Origin of the sequence: Streptomyces sporangiiformans, assembly GCF_005768555.2 — a bacterium.
Taxonomy (GTDB): Bacteria; Actinomycetota; Actinomycetes; order Streptomycetales; family Streptomycetaceae; genus Streptomyces; species Streptomyces sporangiiformans.
Map to the genome: position 1 here is coordinate 17,732 of NZ_VCHX02000332.1, position 16,482 is coordinate 34,213.

The 16,482-nt window shown below is 70.2% G+C and carries 15 protein-coding genes; 8 read left to right on the forward strand and 7 right to left on the reverse strand.

Translation table 11 applies throughout. The features are described 5' to 3' along the window. Positions 1 to 113 precede the first annotated feature (113 nt). Positions 114 to 1,253 (reverse strand): CaiB/BaiF CoA transferase family protein, encoded by a 1,140-nt coding sequence (locus tag FGD71_RS41960; RefSeq protein ID WP_119105835.1) that lies wholly within the window; start codon positions 1,251 to 1,253, stop codon positions 114 to 116. Positions 1,254 to 1,378: 125 nt separating this feature from the next. Continuing rightward, the gene (locus tag FGD71_RS41965; RefSeq protein WP_119105836.1) at positions 1,379 to 1,759 is read right to left on the reverse strand and encodes an MmcQ/YjbR family DNA-binding protein; all 381 of its coding nucleotides are present in this window, start codon (positions 1,757 to 1,759) and stop codon (positions 1,379 to 1,381) included. A 114-nt stretch (positions 1,760 to 1,873) separates the two neighbouring features. On the opposite strand from FGD71_RS41965, the gene FGD71_RS41970 reads away from it, so the two are divergent. Then, entirely contained in the window at positions 1,874 to 3,076 is a 1,203-nt protein-coding gene (locus tag FGD71_RS41970) for a saccharopine dehydrogenase family protein (RefSeq protein WP_119105837.1), read from the forward strand. Positions 3,077 to 3,100: 24 nt separating this feature from the next. Here the strand turns inward: FGD71_RS41970 and mmpA are convergent, their stop codons facing one another. Both mmpA and FGD71_RS41975 read right to left on the reverse strand, forming a co-directional pair. After that, a complete protein-coding gene (mmpA, locus tag FGD71_RS47760) occupies positions 3,101 to 3,247 on the reverse strand; it encodes a morphogenic membrane protein MmpA (RefSeq protein WP_162931372.1) in 147 nt (48 codons plus the stop codon). Positions 3,248 to 3,394: 147 nt separating this feature from the next. Next, entirely contained in the window at positions 3,395 to 4,078 is a 684-nt protein-coding gene (locus tag FGD71_RS41975) for an endonuclease V (protein ID WP_119105851.1), read from the reverse strand. Positions 4,079 to 4,130: 52 nt separating this feature from the next. On the opposite strand from FGD71_RS41975, the gene FGD71_RS41980 reads away from it, so the two are divergent. Beyond that, complete coding sequence (locus FGD71_RS41980; RefSeq protein ID WP_119105839.1) at positions 4,131 to 4,427, forward strand: YciI family protein; 297 nt, start codon at positions 4,131 to 4,133, stop codon at positions 4,425 to 4,427. 58 nt (positions 4,428 to 4,485) lie between these two features. On the opposite strand, the gene FGD71_RS41985 is transcribed toward FGD71_RS41980, so the two are convergent. Both FGD71_RS41985 and FGD71_RS41990 read right to left on the reverse strand, forming a co-directional pair. Then, positions 4,486 to 4,809 (reverse strand): plasmid stabilization protein, encoded by a 324-nt coding sequence (locus FGD71_RS41985; RefSeq protein ID WP_119105840.1) that lies wholly within the window; start codon positions 4,807 to 4,809, stop codon positions 4,486 to 4,488. A gap of 76 nt (positions 4,810 to 4,885) precedes the next feature. After that, on the reverse strand, positions 4,886 to 5,977 hold the full coding sequence (locus tag FGD71_RS41990; protein ID WP_420878398.1) for a YCF48-related protein: 1,092 nt from the start codon (positions 5,975 to 5,977) through the stop codon (positions 4,886 to 4,888). Between the two features lie 300 nt (positions 5,978 to 6,277). Between FGD71_RS41990 and ssgD the strand changes: the two genes are divergently transcribed. The 6 genes from ssgD (at position 6,278) to FGD71_RS42025 (ending at position 15,992) form a co-directional block, all read left to right on the forward strand. After that, complete coding sequence (ssgD, locus tag FGD71_RS41995) at positions 6,278 to 6,694, forward strand: spore wall synthesis regulator SsgD (RefSeq protein ID WP_119105842.1); 417 nt, start codon at positions 6,278 to 6,280, stop codon at positions 6,692 to 6,694. A gap of 476 nt (positions 6,695 to 7,170) precedes the next feature. Next, complete coding sequence (locus FGD71_RS42005; RefSeq protein WP_119105844.1) at positions 7,171 to 8,802, forward strand: ABC-F family ATP-binding cassette domain-containing protein; 1,632 nt, start codon at positions 7,171 to 7,173, stop codon at positions 8,800 to 8,802. Positions 8,803 to 8,812: 10 nt separating this feature from the next. Further along, a complete protein-coding gene (locus FGD71_RS42010) occupies positions 8,813 to 11,083 on the forward strand; it encodes an ATP-binding cassette domain-containing protein (protein WP_119105845.1) in 2,271 nt (756 codons plus the stop codon). 140 nt (positions 11,084 to 11,223) lie between these two features. Then, entirely contained in the window at positions 11,224 to 12,000 is a 777-nt protein-coding gene (ddaH, locus tag FGD71_RS42015; protein ID WP_119105846.1) for a dimethylargininase, read from the forward strand. Positions 12,001 to 12,197: 197 nt separating this feature from the next. Beyond that, complete coding sequence (locus FGD71_RS42020) at positions 12,198 to 13,178, forward strand: acyl-ACP desaturase (protein WP_119105847.1); 981 nt, start codon at positions 12,198 to 12,200, stop codon at positions 13,176 to 13,178. 342 nt (positions 13,179 to 13,520) lie between these two features. Beyond that, entirely contained in the window at positions 13,521 to 15,992 is a 2,472-nt protein-coding gene (locus tag FGD71_RS42025; protein WP_119105852.1) for a glucosidase family protein, read from the forward strand. Positions 15,993 to 16,025: 33 nt separating this feature from the next. Here FGD71_RS42025 and FGD71_RS42030 read toward each other — a convergent pair whose 3' ends face one another. Continuing rightward, positions 16,026 to 16,274 carry a WhiB family transcriptional regulator gene (locus FGD71_RS42030; protein WP_171060024.1) on the reverse strand — a complete coding sequence of 83 codons (249 nt, stop codon included), beginning with the start codon at positions 16,272 to 16,274 and terminating at the stop codon, positions 16,026 to 16,028. Positions 16,275 to 16,482: the final 208 nt, after the last annotated feature.

The following is a 16,482-nucleotide window of genomic DNA, read 5'->3' on the forward strand; positions in this document are numbered from 1 at the left end:
GATCTCCTTCATGATCTCGGTCGTCCCGCCGTAGAGGGTGTATTCGGCCGTCGGTCAGGGCCTTGGCGGCGACGACGTACTTTCGGCTATTCGGCCCTCGAAGATCCGCCGGTTCATTGAGGGCTGCCCTTCAGGAGGCCGGGTACGTCCCAGTCGCGGGCCACGTCGGCGGTGTCGGCGCCCGGTCGCGCGGGCCCGCTGCGAACCTCGGCGGGGGTGGCGGAGAAGCGGGGCGCGGGGGCGGGCTGGGTGATGCCGTCGTGGTCGGTGAAGGTGCCGCGGGCGGCAAGGTGCGGATGGTGCGGCGCTTCGCGCAGCGACAGGACGGGCGCCACGCATGCGTCGGAGCCCTCGAAGACCGCCGTCCACTCGTCGCGCGTACGTGTCTTGAAGCGGGCCGCGACCGTCTCGCGCAGTTCGTGCCAGCGCGCCGGGTCCTTGTGGGCCGCGGCGTGTTCCATGATGCCGAGCCGCTCCACGAACTCCTCGTAGAAGCGCCGCTCGAGCGCGCCCACCGCCATGTACTGGCCGTCGGCCGTCTCATAGGTGCCGTAGTAGGGGCAGCCGCCGTCGAGCAGGTTCGCGCCGCGCCGGTCCTGCCAGCCGCCGGCGGCCAGCATGCCGTGGATCATCGAGGCCAGGTGTGCGGCGCCGTCGACGATGGCGGCGTCGACGACCTGTCCCGTGCCACTCGCGCGGGCGTGGTGGAGGGCGGCGAGGACGCCGACGACGAGGTAGAGGGAGCCGCCCGCGTAGTCGCCGACCAGGTTGGCGGGGACGGCCGGCGGCCTGTCCGGTTCACCGATCATGCCGAGCGTGCCGGTCAGCGCGATGTACGCGATGTCGTGCCCCGCGCGCGGGGCCAGCGGGCCCTCCTGGCCCCAGCCGGTCATTCGCCCGTAGACGAGCCTCGGGTTGCGGCCCTGGCAGGCCCCGGGGCCCACGCCTAGGCGCTCGGCGACGCCCGGGCGGTATCCCTCGATGAGGACGTCCGCGCGTTCGGCCAGATCGAGGACATGGCCGGGTCCGTCGGTCGCCTTCAGGTCGATGATCACGGACCGCTTGTTGCGGTTGGTGACGTCGTAGTGCGGGTTGATCGCGAGTCCCACGCCGTCCGGCCGGTCCACGCGGACCACGTCGGCGCCCAGGTCGGCGAGGAGCATGGCGGCGAACGGGCCGGGCCCGATGCCTGCCAGCTCGACCACGCGCACCCCGGCGAGCGGGCCGGTCCCCGCCGTCCCTGCCTCTGCCATCAAGCCCCCAGCACTGTGACACTCCTGATGTAACATCAGCGATGTTAAGAACGTGTTCCACACCGCACAAGACCCCGGCAAGCAAGCGCTTAGCCCATTCTGGAAGCTCTGTGCCTCCAGGGGAATCAGCGCGCGTCCAGCTCCGCTATGAGTTTCTTTGGGGCGATCGTGCGGAAGCTTTCCTCGACCCAGTCGCACAGCAGCTCCGCGGCCGGGGCGCCCTTCTCCTCCAGCGGGATCCTCACCCAGCCCGCCTTCCCGAGTCCGTACCCGGCGGGCTCTGCGCCCGGCGAGGTCATCGCGTGGGCGTGCGCCGCGTCGTCCTTGAGCTTCACGGTGATGCCCAGCGGATAGCTGCCGTCGTCCACCCCGAGGAAGACGAAGACCTTCTTGTTGACCTTCGCGACGCTCTCGCCCCAGGGGAACTCCTCGGCCGCGCCCGGCAGACCGAGGGCGAACTCACGCACTTGCTCCCACTTCTTGAGTGCACTCCTGGTCGCGGTCACGGCTGCCTCCGGCCCTTGGTTCGGCTCCTCGTACGGGGTCCTGGTTCGGATACTCGTACCTCACGCTAGCCTCAGCCACCGACAACGGCGCGAGGTGCACGGCTGAGAGGTGCCATGGGCAAGCAGGACAAGACGGAGCGCATGTACGACATCGTGCTCTTCGGAGCCACGGGATTCGTCGGTGCGCTCACTGCGGAGTATCTCGCCGCGCACGCCCCCGAGGGGCTGCGCTGGGCGATCGCGGCGCGCGACACCGCGAAGCTGGAGCGGCTGCGCGATCGGCTGACCTCCATCGACCCGGCCTGCGCCGAGTTGCCCCTGCTCCGGGCGGACGTCACCGAGCCGGCCTCGCTGCGCGAACTGGCGGAGCACGCGCGCGTGCTCGCCACGACCGTGGGGCCCTACCTCGAGTACGGCGAGGAACTGCTCGCCGCCTGCGCGGACGCCGGCACCGACTATCTGGACCTCTGCGGAGAGCCGGAGTTCGTGGACCTCATGTATGTGCGGCACGACGCACGCGCGCGTGAGACCGGGGCGCGGCTCGTGCACGCCTGCGGGTTCGACTCGATTCCGCACGACCTGGGCGCGTACTTCACCGTCCAGCAGCTCCCCGAAGGGGTGCCGCTGACCGTGGACGGATTCGTGCGCTCCGAGGCGATGTTCTCGGGCGGCACGTTCGCCTCCGCCCTCAACCAGTTCTCCCGCGGGCGGCACATGGTGGCCGCGGCGCGGGACCGGAAGCGGCACGAGCCGCGGGTGGTCGGCCGACGCGCGTACGCACCACAGAGCGCGCCGCGGTACGCCAAGGAGGTGGGCATGTGGGCGCTGCCGCTGCCCACGATCGATCCGCGGATCGTGCAGCGGTCGGCCCGGGCCCTGGAGCGGTACGGGCCCGACTTCCGCTACCGGCACTACGCGGCCGTCAAACGGCTGCCGTTCGCGGTGGGCGGGGTGGCCGCGGCCGGTGCGGTGTTCGCGGCGGCGCAACTGCCGCCCGCCCGGCGCTGGCTGTCCGGCCGGCTCAAGCCCGGGGAAGGGCCGAGCGAGGAGAAGCGGGCGAAGAGCTGGTTCTCGGTGCGGTTCGTGGGCGAGGGCGGCGGACGTCAGGTCTTCACGGAGGTCGCCGGCGGCGATCCCGGGTACGGGGAGACCGCCAAGATGCTCGCCGAGTCCGCGTTGTGCCTGGCCTTCGACGACCTTCCCCCGGCTTCTGGCCAGGTCACCACGGCGGTGGCCATGGGCGACGCGCTCATCGAGCGCCTGCGCGAGGCGGGAATCAGCTTCCGGGTCGCGGCCTCGCGCCCGGACAGGTCCTAGGTGTGCCGTTCGGGGACGTCTGCCTCAGAGCGGCCACCCCATGACCGTGTAGATCATCCCGGCTATCCAGCCGACTCCGGCGAGGACCGCGAGAATCAGTCCCGCCATCACGGCACGCTCGACGGGCTGGCTGGGGTTGGCGGCGGGCTTCGAGGCACGGTGTGTCGTCATGCGGCAAAGCCTGCCGATCATGACGGCGCCCGGCATCCGCGCAGATACTCAGAACAGGTACTCAGAAGACGTACTCAGCAGACGTGATCAGAGCCGTGATCAGCACCGTTGTCGGCACCGTGATCAACAGCGCAGGCAGATTCGCCGTCAGGTCGCCTTCAAGGCCCGGCGGCACAGCGCGTCCGCGTGGCGGGTCGTCTCCGGGAGGCGGAAGCGCGGTGCGAGGAGCAGGGTGTGAGCGCAGGCGTTGTCCAGCGTCACCCGGTGGCCGACCGAGACGAAGACCGGCTTGATCCCCTTCTGGGTGCGCAGCGCGCGGCCGACCTCCTCCTCGCCCGCGAGCAGCGGGGACGAGGAGCCGCGCGGAGCGCCGGGCTCCTCGTACGCGAAGGTGAAGGGGTTCTTGGCGACCCCGATCGTCGGGAGGCCGGTGAGGACGCCGAGGTGGCTGGCCAGACCGAAGCGGCGAGGATGGGCGAGGCCGTAGCCGTCGCAGACGACCAGGCCCGGCTCGCACGGCAGGGCGTCGAGGGCGGCCAGGACGGCCGGGACCTCGCGGAAGGCGAGCAGCCCCGGGACGTAGGGGAAGGACACCTGCCCCACGGCCGTGGACTCGGCCACGACGTCGAGGGTCGCGGCGTCCAGGACGACCGCCGCGGCCACGACGACGTTCCGCTCGTCGTCGTAGGCCACGTCGACCCCCGTCACCCGGCCGGTTCCCGGCGCGGGCCCCGGCTCGTCGAGGACCACCCGCCCTCGCAACTCGTCCTGCACGGCACGCGCTTGGTCTTCGGTGGCGGGCCAGCCCGCGGGGATGCGTACGGTCGTCATGGTGCCGTCGAGCGTACGGGGAGCCGAGGGGGCGGCGGGTAGGCTCGCGATCATGTTCGTACTGGAGTTGACCTACACCGCCCCGATCGATGCCGTCGACGCCGTTCTGGAGGAACACGTCCGGTGGCTCGACCAGCAGTACGCGGCGGGGGCCTTCCTCGCGTCCGGGCGCAAGAACCCTCGTGACGGTGGCGTGATTCTGGCCGTCGCCGACAGTCGCGCGGCGGTCGAGAAGATCGCGGCGAGCGACCCCTTCGTGGTCGCGGGCGTGTGTGAGTACCGGATCACCGAGTTCGTCGCGACGAAGACGGCGCCCGCGCTGGAGCCGTACCGCGAAACGCTGGGCTGATCCGGCCTCGACAGACGCCTCGGCTCAGGCTCACAGACCCCGGCTCCGTGACGGCTCCTCAGCGCCCGAGAGCCCGAGACAGCTGGTCCTTGTTCATCTTGGAGCGGCCCTCGATGTTGCGGCTCTTCGCCTCCTCGTAGAGCTGGTCGTACGTGGGTCCTCCCGCTCCCTTGTGGGACCGCAGACCGCCCCGCCGGCCGGACGAGATGTCCTCGGTCGACGTACGACTCGCGGTCTTGGACTCGCCGCGCCGGGCACGTTCCTTGTTGACGGTCCGCGAGGCGATCTCCTTGGCGCGCCGCTCGCTCTCGCCGCGTTCGCGGGCGCTCTCCTTGATGTGTTCGTACTGCCGCTCCCGCTTGGGACTCGAGCCACGTGGCATGACCGCGCTCCTCACTGCTGAATGGCTGCTCAAGGCGGCCCCGCTCCCAGCCAAGCACGGGCCGAGCGCGCTCGCATCAGCGTTCCAGCCGTGCCACGCGGCCCTTCTCACCCGAGGCCCAGCAGCCCAGGTCGGGCGTGCAGTCGACGGTGTCGTACGAGCCGGTGTCGAGGGTGCGCCAGGTGCGGCCGCCGTCCGTGGTGAGGTCGGTGCCGGTGGGGCCGACCGCGAGGGCGGCCGAGCGGCTGTGCGGGAGCCAGGCGACGCCCGAACGGTAGGCGGGCGGCGGCTTCGCGGCCGGCGCCCAGGTGCGGCCGCCGTCGCCGGTCACCGCGGCCGCCCGCGGTGACGCCTGGTCGGCCCGGTAGTCGCCGCCGATCGCGATGCCGTGCGTACGGTCGCGGAAGGCGACGGCGAAGACACCGCGCGCCGGGTCGCCCGCGGGAATCGGTGCGTCGGTGGCGGTCCAGGTCAGGCCACGGTCGGCGGAGTGCAGCACGCGCGCGCGTGCGGCCCCGCCCGTGGCCAGCCACACATCGCGCGGCCCCGAGCTCACCAGGCACTGCCCACTGGCCGCGAAGCCCGCTTCGCCCTCCTGCGCCGCGGGCATACCGTCGCCCGGCAGCACCTTCCAGGAACGGCCGCCGTCACTGGTCGACAGGATGCGGAACCTGCCGTCCACCGGGTCGCTCATCGCCAGGCCGTGGCGACGGTCGAAGAAGGTGAGGCAGTCGTAGAAGGCTCTCGCGTCGGTATTGCGGAAGGACTCGGTCCAGGTCTTGCCGCCGTCGTCGGTCCGCAAGATCCGGGAGGCCTCGCCCTCGCCGATGGCCAGCACCACGGCACGCCGGGCGTCGATCGCCTCGATGTCACGGAATTCCAGCGCGCCGCTGCCGGGCGGCGAGACGTTCCGCCAGCTCGCGCCGCCGTCGGAGGTGCGCAGCACGGTGCCCTTCGAGCCGGCCAGCCAGGCGGTGTTCCGGCTGACGGCGGAGAGTCCGCGGAAGCGTACGTCCGTGCCGCTGTCCTTGAGCTCCCAGTGCGGCGGCCGTCCGTCCGGTCCCTGTGCCTGCGCGGGCACCGCCGGCACGGCGGCGAGAGCGAGGCCGCACACACCTAAGACCGCCAAACGCCTCGTACGCCAGCTCCCCATACGCCAAATCCCCATACGCCAGCTCCCCGTACGCCAACTCCTCGTCTCTGTCTGCCTCGTGTGCGTATGCCTCGTAAGTCTCTTCCGTCGCGTCTTCCCCAAGCCCCTCATAGCGGGCGAAGCTAACCCACTCCCCCAATGGCGTCCAGATGCCCCGGACGACAACGACCTTCACTCGCGTGATTGAAGGCGGTGACAGAGGTCACTCGAACTCCGTGTGCCTCCAGGAGCACGCAAACGCTGGTTCTGTCGTCTCTTCAAGTGCCCAGCCTCATACGTCCACCGTTCGTCCAGCCGTCACAAGGGAGCAAGGCGTTGTCCACCGTCATCGAGCAGCCCGTAGAGGCCCGTCTCGTCGCCGCCGCGCCGCGGATGCCGAGCATTCCCGCAACGCTCCACTACGACCCCCGCGAACCGTTCGCCGTCCGCATGGCCTTCCCCGCCCCGTCCACGCTCGAAGGAGTGGACGTGTGCTGGACCTTCGCCCGTGAACTGCTCTCCTCGGGCCTGGAGGAGCCGGTGGGCCAGGGCGACGTACGGGTGCGGCCGTACGGATTCGACCGCATCGTCCTTGAGTTCCACGCCCCCGAGGGCACCGCCGTGGTGCACGTCCTCGCGGGCGATCTCCGGCGCTTCCTGGAGAGCACGACGGAGCTGGTGCCCATCGGTCTGGAACATCAGCACCACGATCTGGATCACGGGCTCGACGAACTGCTACGGGGTACCTGCTGACCTGATCGCACCATTGGCTTTCGGAGGGGCGTTCGCAGGGGCTGGACGGGCTTCGGAGGTGCTTCGGGGCTGTCACGGGGCTGCGGCGGGGATCGCGAGCCTCTCGGGATGTGCGCGAACCGGTCCGGCAGCCTCTTTCGCGTGGTCGAGGTCGCTGCTCACGTTAATTCGTTGACAGCGACCAGGCCCCCTCCTACGGTGTACAGCGGTCCTGTTGCCGTCGATTGGAGAAGGACGTTGCTCGTCTGAGGTCCTGAGACACCGCGTCACACACCGCTGCGTGTGTGCGCCGCGTGCGACCTCGGCATACGAGCCGTTCTCCGGAGCAGGGCAACTCCTCGGGCCTCGCCTCTTCTTCAGGCCCTTTCGAGCCCAAGCCCCCAGGACCCCGCCCGTTCCCTCCGCCGTCGCCGCTGCCGGCGCCCCGGTGTCTCGATACGCGTTGCCCTGACCGCATCAAGCAACCGCGAGGCCCCATGTCTACCTTTCCCACCTCCATCACCTGCACCTCCCTGAACTTCGCCTGGCCGGACGGCACGTCCGTCTTCGACGATCTGCAGGTGACCTTCGGCCCCGGCAGAACCGGACTCGTCGGCGTCAACGGGTCAGGGAAATCAACCCTGTTGAAGCTGATCGCCGGTGAGCTCACGCCGGCCGACGGCACCGTCCGGGTGGCGGGCGAGGTCGGTCACCTCCCGCAGAACGTCGCCCTCGACACCGGACTGCGCGTCGATGAGGCGCTCGACATCGCCGCCAAGCGGGCGGCCCTGCACGCCATCGAGGCGGGTGACGTGTCCGAGGAGCACTTCGACGTCGTCGGCGACGACTGGGACGTCGAGGAGCGCGCCCTCGCGACACTCGGCGAACTCGGGCTCGGCCACATCGAGTTGGATCGCACCATCGGCGAGCTCTCGGGCGGCGAGTCGGTCCTGCTGCGCCTGGCCGCACTGCTGCTGCGCCGCCCCGATGTCCTCCTGCTGGACGAACCCACCAACAACCTCGATGTGTACGCCCGTCGGCGGCTCTACTCCGCCGTCGAGGCCTGGTCGGGAGTGATGGTCGTGGTCAGCCACGACCGTGAACTCCTCGAACGGGTCGACCAGATCGCCGATCTGCGCGCCGGCGAGGTGACGTGGTACGGCGGCAACTTCTCGGCGTACGAGGAGGCCCTTGACGCCGAGCAGGAGGCGGCGGAACGCATGGTGCGTGTCGCCGAGGCCGATCTGAAGAAGCAGAAACGCGAACTCGTCGAAGCCCACACGAAGTTGGCCAAACGGGTGCGCTACGGCAACAAGATGTACGAGAACAAGCGCGAGCCCCGGGCCGTGATGAAGGTGCGCAAGCGCACCGCCCAGGAGTCCGCCGGCAAGCACCGCATCATGCACGAGGAGAAGCTCGCCGAGGCCAAGGAGCGTCTCGACGAGGCGGTCGACGCCGTGCGGGACGACGACGAGATCCGCGTCGACCTGCCGTACACGTCCGTGCCGCCCGGTCGCACCGTACTCACGCTCCAGGGACTGGAGTTGGCGTACGGAGCGCGCGTGACCGGCTCGTTCGAGCTGCGCGGACCCGAACGGATCGCGCTGATCGGCCGCAACGGGGCGGGCAAGACCACGCTCCTGCGCACGATCGCCGGGGAGCTCGACGCGGTCTGCGGCGAGGCGTGGGCGCATGTCCCCCTGCGTTTTCTGCCGCAGCGGCTCGACGTGCTCGACGACGAGCTGACCGTCGCCGAGAACGTGGCCCGCTTCGCTCCCGGCGCCACCAACAACCGGATCCGGGCCCGTCTCGCCCGCTTCCTGTTCAAGGGGGCGCGGGCGGACCAGCGGGCGGCGACGCTCTCCGGCGGCGAACGTTTCCGGGCGGCCCTGGCCGCGCTGATGCTGGCCGAGCCCGCACCGCAGCTGCTGATGCTCGACGAGCCGACGAACAACCTCGACATGGCGAGCGTGCGGCAGCTCACCACGGCTCTGGAGTCGTACGAGGGCGCGCTGATCGTGGCCAGCCACGACGTGCCGTTCCTGGAGTCGATCGGGATCACGCGCTGGCTGCTGATGGAAGGAGAACTCAAGGAAATCACGCCAGAAGCTGTCGGGTATCCCACCTAGCGTCGGATGCATGCCCGCATTCATCACCCTCACTCGAGCCCGTGAGAACAACCTCCAGGACGTCACCCTGCGCATCCCGAAAGACCGGCTCACGGTCTTCACCGGGGTGTCGGGGTCGGGGAAGTCGTCGGTCGTGTTCGACACGATCGCGGTCGAGTCGCAGCGCCAGCTGAACGAGACCTTCACCTGGTTCGTCCGCAACCGGCTGCCGAAGTACGAGCGGCCGCACGCGGAGGCCATCGAGGATCTCTCGCCCGCGATCGTCGTCGACCAGCGGCCGGTCGGCGGCCACTCCCGGTCGACGGTGGGCACGATGACGGACGTCTACTCCGTGATCCGGGTGTTGTTCTCACGGCACGGCACGCCGAGCGCGGGCCCGGCCACCGCGTACTCGTTCAACGACCCGTCGGGCATGTGCCCCGAGTGCGACGGCCTCGGCCGCACGGTCCGGCCCGACTGGGACCGCATCCTTGACCCGGACCGGTCACTGGCGGACGGCGCGGTCCGCTTCCCGCCGTTCGCCGCGGGGACCTGGCAGGGGCAGGCATACACGAACACGACCGAACTGGACACCCACAAGCCGGTGGGCCGATTCACCGCCGCGGAGCGGGAGTTCCTGCTGCGCGGGCGCCCCGGGAGCAAGGTGACCGTCAGCGGATCCGGCGGCACCTGGAGTACCGACTACGAGGGGCTCGCCGACCGTTTCGAGCGGCTGTACCTCAAGCGGGACCTGTCCGCTCTCAGCCAGAAGACCCGTGACCAGGTGCAGGGCTTCCTGCGGGAGGGCCCCTGCCCCGTCTGCCGCGGGGCGCGACTCAACGCGGCGGCGCTCGCCACCCGCATCGGGGACCTGTCCATCGCCGACTGCACCCGGATGCAGGTCACTGACCTGATCACCGTGCTGAAGGACATCGACGACCCCGTCGCCGGACCGATCGCGGGCGCGGCCGTGGCGTCGCTGGAGCGGATCGAGGCCATCGGACTCGGCTACCTCAGCCTCGACCGGGAGACCTCGACGCTGTCCGGCGGCGAGGGGCAGCGTCTGAAGATGGTGCGGCACCTCGGTTCGAGCCTGACCGGGATGACGTACATCTTCGACGAGCCGAGTGTGGGGCTGCACCCCAGGGACGTGGGGCGGCTCGGCGACCTCCTGCTGCGGCTGCGTGACAAGGGCAACACCGTGCTGGTGGTCGAGCACGACCCGGACGTCATCGCCCTCGCCGACCACGTCGTCGACATGGGGCCGCGGGCGGGCGCCGACGGCGGGCGGGTGGTGTTCGAGGGGACGCCGGGCGAGCTGGCCACGGCCGACACCCTCACGGGCCGCTGTCTGCGCCGCCGCACCGAGCTCAAGCCCCGGCCCCGCAAGGCCACCGGCGGGCTGTGGGTGAAGGGCGCGGACCAGCACAACCTGCGGGACGTCACGGTGGAGTTCCCCACCGGTGTACTGACCGTGGTGACCGGTGTCGCGGGCTCCGGCAAGAGCACGCTCGTCTCGGAGGCGTTCACGGCCACCCACCCCGACGCGGTCGTCGTCGACCAGTCGTCCATCGGCATCTCGGCACGGTCCACGCCGGCGACGTACGTCGGCATCATGGACACCGTACGAAGGATCTTCGCGCGCGAGACGGGCGCCGAGCCGGGGCTGTTCAGCTTCAACTCCGAAGGCGCGTGCGTAGCTTGCCAGGGGCGCGGCGTCAGCTACACCGACCTCGCGTTCATGGATCCGGTGACGACGACCTGCCCCGACTGCGACGGCCGGCGCTTCAAGGAAGAGGTACTGCGCCTGACCGTGGGCGGCAACTCCATCGTCGACGTACTGCAGATGACGGCCGATCAGGCACTGGAGTTCTTCACGGACAAGGGCGTGCGCCGCCGCCTGTGCGCCCTGCGGGATGTAGGGCTCACCTATCTGACGCTCGGCCAGCCCCTGTCGACGCTCTCCGGCGGGGAACGACAGCGCATCAAGCTCGCGACCCGGCTGCACCGGACCGGGGCGGTGTACGTACTCGACGAACCGACGACCGGTCTGCACATGTCGGACGTCGACGGACTGCTCGCCCTCCTCGACCGGCTGGTCGACGCGGGCAACACCGTCCTGGTGGTCGAGCACAATCTGGACGTCGTGGCGCACGCCGACTGGGTCATCGACCTCGGGCCCGACGGGGGCAAGGACGGCGGGCAGGTGGTCTTCGAGGGGACGCCGAGCCGGCTGCTCGCCGCGGAGAGGTCGTTCACGGCGGAACATCTGCGGCGGGCGGTCACCGCCATCGGCGCCTGACGTCGAGGGATGCCGTCGGCTCCCGGCCCCGAGGCCCGACGCCTCGGGGCCGATGAGGGGGGCTGTTGTCAGATGGGGCGCGCGCTGCATGATGAGCGCCTACGCCCTCTGCCGTCCCCCGGCGATACGGAGACCCGCACGTGCCCAGCCAGAAGGCCCTCATCCGCCGGCCCGGCCCCCGCCTGGCCGATGGCCTCGTCACGCACATCGAGCGGCAGCCGGTCGACGCCGAGCTCGCGATGCGGCAGTGGGAGGCGTACGCCGAGGCGCTGCGCGCGCACGGCTGGGAGACCGTCGAGGTGGAAGCGGCCGACGACTGCCCGGACTCGGTGTTCGTGGAGGACACGGTGGTCGTCTTCCGCAACGTGGCGCTGATCGCACGCCCGGGCGCCCCGTCGCGGCGCGGCGAGACCACCGGGGTGGAGGAGGCCGTGGCCCGGCTCGGCTGCTCGGTGAACTGGGTGTGGGAGCCGGGGACCCTGGAGGGCGGCGATGTCCTGAAGATCGGCGACACCGTGTACGTGGGGCGCGGCGGTCGCACCAACGCCGCCGGCGTGCAGCAGCTGCGGGCCGCCTTCGAACCGCTCGGCGCCCGCGTCGTCGCCGTACCGGTGAGCAAGGTGCTGCACCTGAAGTCGGCGGTCACCGCACTGCCCGACGGCACGGTCGTCGGGCACGAGCCACTCGTGGACACGCCGTCGCTGTTCCCGCGCTTCCTGTCGGTACCGGAGGAGTCCGGCTCGCATGTCGTCCATCTGGGCGGCGGCAAACTGCTGATGGCGGCCAGCGCACCCAAGACCGCCGAGCTGTTCGCCGACCTCGGCCACGAACCCGTCCTCGTGGACATCAGCGAGTTCGAGAAGCTCGAGGGCTGTGTGACGTGCCTCTCGGTCCGGCTGCGGGAGCTGTACGCCTGAACCGCTGACGGAGGGCGTCCATTCGGCCTGGGACCTGCGAGTCTGTCCTGTGGATGAGTTGGCCCGGCTTCCGGGTGAAGACCGCGCAGGCCAGGGATCCTTATCGCGCGCTTAACCTACGGTGTCGTAACCTACGGTCTCGTAGCCTACGATGCCGTAGGTTCTGTCCTTCGCTCGTACGTCCCCATGGAGCATCCGTGACGATCACTTCCCCGCACCTCGGCAGCCCGTCCGCCGTCTGGACCGACGCACGGTTGCTGTACGCACTGGAAGAAGTAGTCGAGACGGAACTCAACCGCCATCTGAAGGTCGCCAAGGACTGGATGCCGCACGAGTACGTGCCCTGGTCCGACGCCCGTAACTTCCCCGGGCTCTTCGAGGACGGCGAGGCCTGGGAGAAGGAGCAGTCCAAGGTCACCGAGATCGGCCGGATCGCGCTGGTCGTCAATCTCCTCACCGAGGACAACCTGCCCAGCTACCACCACGAGATCGCCTCGCTCTTCGGGCGCGACGGCGCCTGGGGCACCTGGGTGCACCGGTGGACGGCGGAGGAGGGACGGCACGGCATCGTGATGCGCGACTATCTGCTCGCCTCACGCGCGGTCGACCCCGACAAGCTGGAAGCCTTCCGCATGGCGCACATGAGCGAGGGCTTCGAGTCGGACAACCGCCACTCGATGCTGCACTCCGTCGCGTACGTGGCCTTCCAGGAGCTGGCGACCCGCATCTCGCACCGCAACACCGGGCACCAGTCCGGTGACCCGATCTGCGACCGGATGCTGGCGCGCATCGCGACCGACGAGAACCTGCACATGGTCTTCTACCGGAATCTGCTGAAGGCCGCGTTCGAGCTCGCCCCCGACCTCACGATGCAGGCCGTCCGGGACGTCGTCGTCAACTTCCGGATGCCGGGCCACGGCATGCCCGGCTTCGAGCGCGCCGCCGCGCAGATGGCGATCGGCGAGGTCTACAACATGCGCATCCACCACGACGACGTACTCCAGCCGGTCCTGCGCCACCTCAAGGTCCTGGAGATGGACGGACTGGGCGCGGAAGGCCTCCAGGCCCAGGAGGAGCTCGGCATGTTCATGGGCGGGCTCGACGCGGAAGCCCTGAAGTTCGACGAGAAGCTTGCCGCGCGCAAGGCACGGATGGCGGCGCGAGCTGCCGGAGCGTGAGCGCTCCGCTGTTGGCGGGTGGGCGGTGTCGTGGGTGGGCCGGGGTCGTGTGCCGGTGCGTCCGCCCGTCGCCGCGGGGGCATACGGCCCGGTGTTGGTACAGCGTGCGGGTTCCCTGAGACGAGCCCTACGCGACGGGCGATGACGCACCGGCACACGACCCCTCCCGCCGGTGGCCGACTGCGGGACGGTTGGGGGCGCGCGCCCGTTTTTAGGGGCGCGGGGAACTGCGCGACCAGCCACGGGCGGCCCGCAGCCGAAATGCGAACCCTGAGCCGGGACCGTCGTACCGATTTACGACTCGGCGTCGTGGTGCAACGGTGCTCGCAGGGGGTGAACATCATGGCCCAGACCCATGAGTGGATGTTCTACGAGGTCATGTGGCGCGGCTGGGCGGGGCGGGCGCGGGTGCCGTATCCCGTCCCCTGGTGGGCGCAGCAGGCCTTTCGGCGCTGGAGCGACGACTTCGACGCCTTCACGTACGAATCCAAGGAGGCGGCATTCGCCTCAAACGCCCTGTACCGCTACTGGCACATGGTCGGTGTCAAGGACCACCGCCAGGAGTCCTTAGTCGGTCAGGCGGGCGAGGTCGAGCCCGTCTACGACAAGTACTGTCTGTCATTCTTCCTCCACGATCCGGCGACCGGCGTACTGCGACTGCCCCAACTGCCGGACGGCGGAAGCGTCGAGCAGCGTATGGAGGCGCCGCATCTGCCGGTGGTCCTGACGACGTTCCGTACAGCGGAAGGCGTCGAGTTCGTGCAGCGCACCTTCGCCACGGCCGTCGGCGCGCGGCAGCGGGACCTGGCCGTCACACGGGTGACGGTGAGGAGCCTGACGGGGCAGCCGCGCGAGGGGCTGCTGTGTGCGGCGGTCATGCCGGCGGGACCCAGCGGGTTCCAGCGGCACGACCGCAACGGACGCCAGATCACCGACCGTCGCCTGACGTTCCTGCGCCATCTGCCGGACGAACAGCGCGTGGAGACCAACTCCGGCTGGGGCCCCGTCTTCGACACCCCGCCCGAGCAGTACGGCGTGTACGGCAATGCGGACTTCTCCTTCGACCCGGACTCGTACCTGACGCACAGCGCGTTCCACGACCTGGTGACAGGTGGGAAGCTCAACGGGGCTCTGGAGGCGCAGGACCAGGTGGCCGGCCTGTGCAGTGCGGTGTTCGCCTGGCCGTTCCGGGTCGCGCAGGACGAGGTCTTCGAGATCGACGTACGGCTGCCGGTCGACCTCTACAGCGGCTCCGCCGATCTGGCCGAAGTGAAAGCGACTCCCGTCGACGAACTGGAGTCCGCCAACCGCGACTTCTGGACGACGAAGCTGCTTGGGCAGGGAGTCCAGCCTCAACTGCCCCGACCCGTCGGACATCTGACGGATCTCTTCCGGCAGGCGCGCTCGCAGTTGCTGATCCTCTCCGACCACGGCGAGATCCATCCGGGCCCGACCGTCTACGACTCGTTCTGGATCCGCGACTCGTCGGTGGAGGCCACGGCCTGTTCCCTGGTCGGTGATTCCGCCCTGGCCGAGCACCAGCTGGGCACGCACTACCCGCTGAAGTTCAACCGGGGCACGGGCCGCATAGGGCCATGCGCCGAGTACGGCTTCTACGGCGGCCCGCACGAGAAGGACGACCGCGAGTGGGACAGCAACGGTCAGGCGCTGTGGGCGATCGGCCGCTACGACCGCACCAGCGGTCGAGGGGCGTCGTTCGGTGCGAAGTTGTACGTCCCCTACGTGCGCGACGCCGCCCGCTGGCTGCGCGACAACCGTGACGGACACGGTCTGCTGCACAGCGGCTGGAGCGCCGAACACCTCGGCGAGCGCGACAAGCCGCACTACTGGGACGACCTCTGGGGCGTCGCCGGACTGTACGAGGCGGCCCGTCTCGCGGAACGCGTCGGCGCCCCCGAAGTGCCCGAACTCTGGGCCGCCTTCGACGACCTGAAGCGGGCCACCGCCGACTCGATCCGCTGGGTGCTGGGCGAGCAGCGCGCCCGCGGCGCCTGGGAGACGTACATCCCGACAGGGCCCGCCGACGTCGGACGACTCGACTCGACGATGATCGGCACGGCCGCGTACTTCCACCCGCTGCGTCTGCACATGGGCAGCAAACTCGGCGAGGACGTCGACCGGGCGGCACGCTTCACACTCGACACGATGTACGCGCACTTCGTGACCGGGGGCTACCGGCACGAAGCGGCCTGGAACGCGTACGGACCTTATCTGACCCTGCAGTTGGCGCACGCGTACTTGCTGGCGGGCGATCCCGCCCGGATGGACGCGCTGCTGGGCTGGACGGTCGGCGCGGGCTTCCCGCAGACGGCGGGCCGGGTGGCCGCGCTGGGTGCCTGGAACGAGCAGCACGCGTTCCCGGTCGCCTCGGACTTCGCCGAAGTCCCCTACCCGCGCTGGTACATGGGCGACATCCCGCACGGCTGGGCGGCCGCCGAGTATCTGCTGCTGATCCGCGACATCCTCTTCTTCGAGGCCGACGAGGACCGTGATCCGCATGTGTACATCGCACCGGGTGTACGCCCGCACTGGATGACGGAGGGCGACCCCGTCGCGGTGGACGCGGCGCCGACGCTCTTCGGGGAGCCGTTCGGGTACCGGCTCACGCACGATCCGGGCGGGCGGACGGTGACGGTCGACATCACTGAGGCGCCGCAGGGGGTGCGGTTCATGTATCCCTGCCGGTTCGGCCGCGTACGGGCGGCGTCCGCCGGAGGGCGGCAGCTGCCGGTGGCGGGGCACGACGTGCACGTCCCGGCCGGGACGGGGCAGTTCACGGTTGCGTACGATTGACAGGGCGGCGCGTGGGTCAGGGGCGGGCGGCGGTCACTGCCGCTGCGTCTGGCGGAGGCTGAGCCGCTCCTTCTCGGACAGTCCGCCCCAGACCCCGAACCGCTCGTCATGCGTGAGCGCGTATTCGAGGCATGCGGAGCGCATCTCGCACAGGCCGCAGATGCGCTTCGCCTCGCGCACCGAGCTGCCCGGTTCGGGAAAGAAGAAGTCGGCCCCGGTCTGCGCGCACAGCGCCTGCTCCTGCCAGGAGAGGTCGGGCGCGGCGATGCTTTCGATGTGCATGGCGGAGATGGTGCCGGGCAGCGAAAAACGTTCGATCAACGTCGGATCAACGGGCTCCCGGCCGCCGCCCCTCCCGAGGCCCCTGATGACCGCTGCCCCCGCCTGCCCGCCTGCCCGCCTGCGTAGCCGACCCGCCGACCCGCCGACCCGCCGACCCGCCGACCCGCCGACCCGCCGACCCGCCGACCCGCCGACCCGCCGACCCGCC

Coding starts and splice junctions, on each gene's coding strand:
- FGD71_RS41960 (WP_119105835.1), bottom strand. CDS start 1,253: ATGGCAGAGGCAGGGACGGCGGGGACCGGCCCGCTCGCCGGGGTGCGC.
- FGD71_RS41970 (WP_119105837.1), top strand. CDS start 1,874: ATGGGCAAGCAGGACAAGACGGAGCGCATGTACGACATCGTGCTCTTC.
- mmpA (WP_162931372.1), bottom strand. CDS start 3,247: ATGACGACACACCGTGCCTCGAAGCCCGCCGCCAACCCCAGCCAGCCC.
- FGD71_RS41975 (WP_119105851.1), bottom strand. CDS start 4,078: ATGACGACCGTACGCATCCCCGCGGGCTGGCCCGCCACCGAAGACCAA.
- FGD71_RS41980 (WP_119105839.1), top strand. CDS start 4,131: ATGTTCGTACTGGAGTTGACCTACACCGCCCCGATCGATGCCGTCGAC.
- FGD71_RS41985 (WP_119105840.1), bottom strand. CDS start 4,809: ATGCCACGTGGCTCGAGTCCCAAGCGGGAGCGGCAGTACGAACACATC.
- FGD71_RS41990 (WP_420878398.1), bottom strand. CDS start 5,977: ATGGGGATTTGGCGTATGGGGAGCTGGCGTACGAGGCGTTTGGCGGTC.
- FGD71_RS42005 (WP_119105844.1), top strand. CDS start 7,171: ATGTCTACCTTTCCCACCTCCATCACCTGCACCTCCCTGAACTTCGCC.
- FGD71_RS42010 (WP_119105845.1), top strand. CDS start 8,813: ATGCCCGCATTCATCACCCTCACTCGAGCCCGTGAGAACAACCTCCAG.
- FGD71_RS42025 (WP_119105852.1), top strand. CDS start 13,521: ATGGCCCAGACCCATGAGTGGATGTTCTACGAGGTCATGTGGCGCGGC.
- FGD71_RS42030 (WP_171060024.1), bottom strand. CDS start 16,274: ATGCACATCGAAAGCATCGCCGCGCCCGACCTCTCCTGGCAGGAGCAG.